Raw genomic sequence first — 4,192 nt, 5'->3', positions numbered from 1 at the left:
TTCTTTTTTTTTTACTTCACGGGCCGGGGGTGCGGCCCCCCCGCCGGTTGGGCGGGGGGGGGGGCGGCGGGGGCGGCGGGCGCGGCCTCGGCCACAGGGGCCGCGGCCGGGGTGGGACGGGGACCAGGGGTCGCGCTGGGGCGCGGACCCGGGGTCGGAGCACCCGGCTTGGGTGCACCCGCGGCGGCGGAGCCACCCGCGGGCTGGGGCGCCGCGCTCTTGCGCGGGCCCGGCTTGGCAGCGGAACCACCACCGGTGGGGGCCACACCAAGCGCGTCAGTCAGCTTTCGTACGACCGGCGCCTCAATCGTCGAGGACGCCGAACGGACGAACTCACCGAGCTCGGTCAGCTTGGCCATGACGGCCTTGCTCTCCAAGCCAAGTTCCTTGGCGAGTTCGTAAACCCGGACCTTAGCCACTTCACTCCTGTCTATGAGTCCGGGGTGTCTCGTCCGCCGGACCGTCGCTACTTCATGGGCGTACCCATCGCGTACTCATCGCGTACTCATCGAGAGCTCATCGCAATCTCGACCTACTTCCACATCGCGAGGTACCTGACTGGTGGCACGGCACGCGGCTGCCCGCGAACCGTGCTTGTTGCGGTGGTTCTCCCGCCGCACTGAGCGGCGGCCGTAGCGGGTGTCGCCCCACCGGGCGGCCTGATGGACTCAGGGCGCCGGGGTGTCGACGGTCCGCTCCCCGATGAACTCGCGGAGCCGCTCCGTGTCGAGCGTCCCCTGGAGGCGGAAGGCCCGGGGAAACGCCCGACGGCGGACCGCGAGGTCGAGGCAGGCCGGATCGGGGTGCAGGTGAGCGCCCCGGCCCGGCAGTGCACCACGGGGATCAGGGACGCAGACGCCCTCGACCGCCGTGACACGCAACAGCTGGTGCTTGGCCGCTCGCTTGCGGCAGCCCACGCAGGTGCGTTCCGGGCGTGCTCGGACGTGCGTCCGGCCAGACGAAGGCAAGTCTACCCCTCCGAAGGGACATGGCGCCGCCCCACCGATCCCGGGCGGAACGACGGGGGGCTTTGGCAGGGCGAACGACCGGTCAGCGCCGCACTCAGCGGTCGGTGTCCCGACCGCCGTCCTCGGGCTGGCCCTCGGTGTCCGGACGGATGTCGATCCGCCAGCCGGTGAGGCGGGCGGCGAGGCGGGCGTTCTGCCCCTCCTTGCCGATCGCCAGCGACAGCTGGTAGTCCGGCACGATCACCCGGGCGGAACGCTGGGCCAGGTCGACGATCTCCACGCTGGTCACCCGTGCGGGGGACAGCGCCGCGGCGACCATCTCCCGGGGGTCCTCCGACCAGTCGACGATGTCGATCTTCTCGCCGTGCAGCTCGCCCATCACCGCGCGCACCCGGCTGCCCATCGGGCCGATGCAGGCGCCCTTGGCGTTCAGCCCGGCCCGGCGCGACCAGACCGCGATCTTGGTGCGGTGGCCGGCCTCACGGGCGATCGCCGCGATCTCCACGCTGCCGTCCGCGATCTCCGGGACCTCCAGCGCGAACAGCTTCTTCACCAGGCTCGGGTGCGTCCGCGACAGCGTCACCGAGGCCCCGCGCACACCGCGGCGCACCGCCACGACGTAGCACTTCAGCCGGGTGCCGTGCCGGTAGTCCTCGCCCGGGACCTGCTCCTGCGGCGGCAGGATGGCCTCCAGCTTGCCGATGTCGACCAGCACGTTCTTCGGGTCGTTGCCCTGCTGGACGACACCGGTGACGATGTCGCCCTCCTTGCCCGCGTACTCACCGAAGGTCTGGTCGTCGGCGGCGTCGCGCAGACGCTGCATCATCACCTGGATGCCGATGCTGGACGCGATCCGGCCGAAGCCGTTCGGGGTGTCGTCGAACTCCTTGGGCTCGACGCCCTCGTCCAGCTCGGCCGGGTCCTCCGTCGCCCACACGGTGACGTGGCCGGACTTGCGGTCCAGGTGCACCCGGGCGCGGCGGCGCGAGCCCTCGGTGCGGTGGTACGCGGTGAGGAGGGCGGACTCGATGGACTCGACCAGCAGGTCGAAGGGGATGTTCTTCTCGTTGACCAGCGTGCGCAGGGCACTCATGTCGATGTCCACGGCTACGCCTCCTCGTCTTTTTTCGTCACGTTCGTCATGGTCCGGGCGGTGCGCAGGTCACAGCGCACCGTCGTCCCCCTCCTCGGAGGCGTCGTCGTCCGCGTAGTCCGCGGCCTCGTCGAGGAGCTTGTCGTCCTTGCGGTTGAACTCGACCTGCACGCGCGCCCGATCCACCTCGGCGTACGCCAGCCGGCGCTCCTTCGGACGGCCACGGCCCTTCACCGGCTGCACCTCGACCAGCGCGCCGTCCTCGTCCGCCTCCAGCACCCGGGCGACGATCTCCCCGCCGTCGACCAGGTGGATCTTGGCCAGTCGGCCCTCCGCGCGACGCCAGTGCCGGGGCAGGTCCAGCGAGCGCTCAGCGCCCGGCGAACCGACCTCCAGCAGGTAGGGCTCGTCGCCCAGCAGGTCCGACTCGTCCAGAGCCTCACCGACCACCCGGCTGAACTCGGCGATGGCGTCCATGTCCACGCCGCCGTCGGTGTCGACGTCGATCTGCACCTGGCGGCGGCTGCCGGCCTTGGTGACCTTGACGTCCTCCAGGTCCAGACCGGCCTGCACGGCCAGCGGCTCCAGCAACGCGCGCAGCCGGTCGGTGTGGGTGGTGCTCATCCGGGTGGACTCCTCGGCCGCGTCTGCTGTTGTCAGAAGGTCGCTCCGCGCCCTCCGGCGCCGGTCCGGCGCACACCGGGTCACGGCAGCTCGGCCCAAAGCCTAGCCGGTGAAGCCGCGAACCACCGATTCCGGACCACCCCCGACCGGGCGCACGCCACCCACTGCGAGCAAGCTCACACCCGCTCCCGGGGCGTCCCAAGATCCGAATCCCCGCCCGGAATCGTGGGGATTCTGTAATCATTCACGCCTACGAAGGGCAGGCGGGGAGGCCGCCCTCCCGCACACGCCCCGGAGTGACACCCATGCAGCCGCCCAGCCGACGCACGCTCCTGGCTCTCGGGCTGCTCGCCCTCACCACCCTCACCGCCTGCACCGGCTCCCACGGCGGCGACGACGCCATGCCCGGCAACCGCGGCCCGCTGCCGAACCCGGACGAACCGGTCATCCTGCGCTCCATCGCCGCCACCGACACCCTGCTGGCCGGCTACGACGCCCTGCTCGCAGGCCCGGACGGCGCCCAGGCCGCCGTGCTGCAGCCGCTCCGGGCCGAGGTGGCCCAGCACCGCGCCGCCCTCGCCTACGGGCTGCCGGCCGCCTCGATCCCCCCGGCGCCCCCGGCCACGCCCTCGACCACGCCCTCCACCGCGCCCTCCACCACGCCCTCGACCGCGCCCTCGACCAGCCCGAGCGGGACACCGAGCGGAACGCCGGTCGGCACCCCCGCCGCGCTCGCCGCACTCGAACGGCAGACCGCCCAAGCCCGCCTCGCCGACCTGGCCGCAGCCCGACCGCCGCTGGCCCGGCTGCTCGCCTCGGTCGCCGCCTCCGACGTGCTGCACGCCGTCGCCCTCGGCGACACCACCCCGCTGGTCGCCCCGCCCCCAGCCGCCACCCCCACCGAGGCGCCGACCGCGCCCCCGAGCGACCAGCCCACCGGCTCCCCCTCCGCCGGCCCGTCGGCCGACCCCGCCGCCACCGCAGCGGTCACCGCCCTCCAGGGCGCCCTCGGCGCCGAACACGCCGCCGTCTACGGCTACGGCGTGGTCGGCGCCCGGCTCCCCGAGGACCAGCAGCGCACCGACGCCCGCACCGCCTACGCCGCCCACGAGGCCCGGCGGGACGCCTGGCAACGGCTGATCGGCTCCCTCGGCGCCACCCCGGCCGCCGCGGCCGCCGGCTACCAGCTCCCGTTCGCCGTCACCGACGCGGCCGGCGCCACCAAGCTCGCCGCCCACCTCGAAACCCGGCTCACCACCGTCTACGCCGACCTGGTCGCCGCCGTCCCCGGCCCCCAGCGGGGCGCCGCCGCCGACGCCCTGCGCGACTGCGCCCTGCGCGCCCACCGCTGGGGCGCGGCCGACCCCGCCTTCCCCGGCATCCCCGAGCCCCTCCCCACCCCCACGGCCACCACCCCCTAGGGCGTGTCTTCGAACCCCCGTCGTCCGCCCGGAGGGCGGGCGTGGCGGCGTTGGGGTGCGTGCATCGCAAGGCGGAGGAGGGAGTC

At 73.7% G+C, this 4,192-nt stretch carries 4 protein-coding genes and 1 pseudogene; 1 reads left to right on the top strand and 4 read right to left on the bottom strand.

Features of this window, described 5'->3' with window-relative positions; translation table 11 throughout:
- Nucleotides 1-20: 20 nt before the first annotated feature.
- From ACFV61_RS34860 to rimP, 4 genes and pseudogenes are all read right to left on the bottom strand, one after another.
- Nucleotides 21-419: pseudogene (locus ACFV61_RS34860) on the bottom strand (translation initiation factor IF-2 N-terminal domain-containing protein); the annotation flags it as partial.
- Between the two features lie 249 nt (nt 420-668).
- A complete protein-coding gene (locus ACFV61_RS34855; protein ID WP_063347625.1) occupies nt 669-917 on the bottom strand; it encodes a YlxR family protein in 249 nt (82 codons plus the stop codon).
- 145 nt (nt 918-1,062) lie between these two features.
- Nucleotides 1,063-2,073 carry a transcription termination factor NusA gene (gene nusA / locus ACFV61_RS34850; RefSeq protein WP_063347626.1) on the bottom strand — a complete coding sequence of 337 codons (1,011 nt, stop codon included), beginning with the start codon at nt 2,071-2,073 and terminating at the stop codon, nt 1,063-1,065.
- A gap of 57 nt (nt 2,074-2,130) precedes the next feature.
- A complete protein-coding gene (gene rimP, locus ACFV61_RS34845) occupies nt 2,131-2,685 on the bottom strand; it encodes a ribosome maturation factor RimP (RefSeq protein ID WP_063347627.1) in 555 nt (184 codons plus the stop codon).
- An 869-nt stretch (nt 2,686-3,554) separates the two neighbouring features.
- On the opposite strand from rimP, the gene ACFV61_RS34840 reads away from it, so the two are divergent.
- Complete coding sequence (locus ACFV61_RS34840; RefSeq protein ID WP_380496106.1) at nt 3,555-4,106, top strand: DUF4439 domain-containing protein; 552 nt, start codon at nt 3,555-3,557, stop codon at nt 4,104-4,106.
- Nucleotides 4,107-4,192 lie beyond the last annotated feature (86 nt).

This window comes from Kitasatospora sp. NPDC059817 (genome assembly GCF_042731835.1).
Classification (GTDB): Bacteria; Actinomycetota; Actinomycetes; order Streptomycetales; family Streptomycetaceae; genus Kitasatospora.
The sequence above is the reverse complement of the archived record's forward strand: the minus strand, read 5'-3'. Positions and strand labels throughout refer to the sequence as shown.

Coding starts and splice junctions, on each gene's coding strand:
- rimP (WP_063347627.1), bottom strand. CDS start 2,685: ATGAGCACCACCCACACCGACCGGCTGCGCGCGTTGCTGGAGCCGCTG.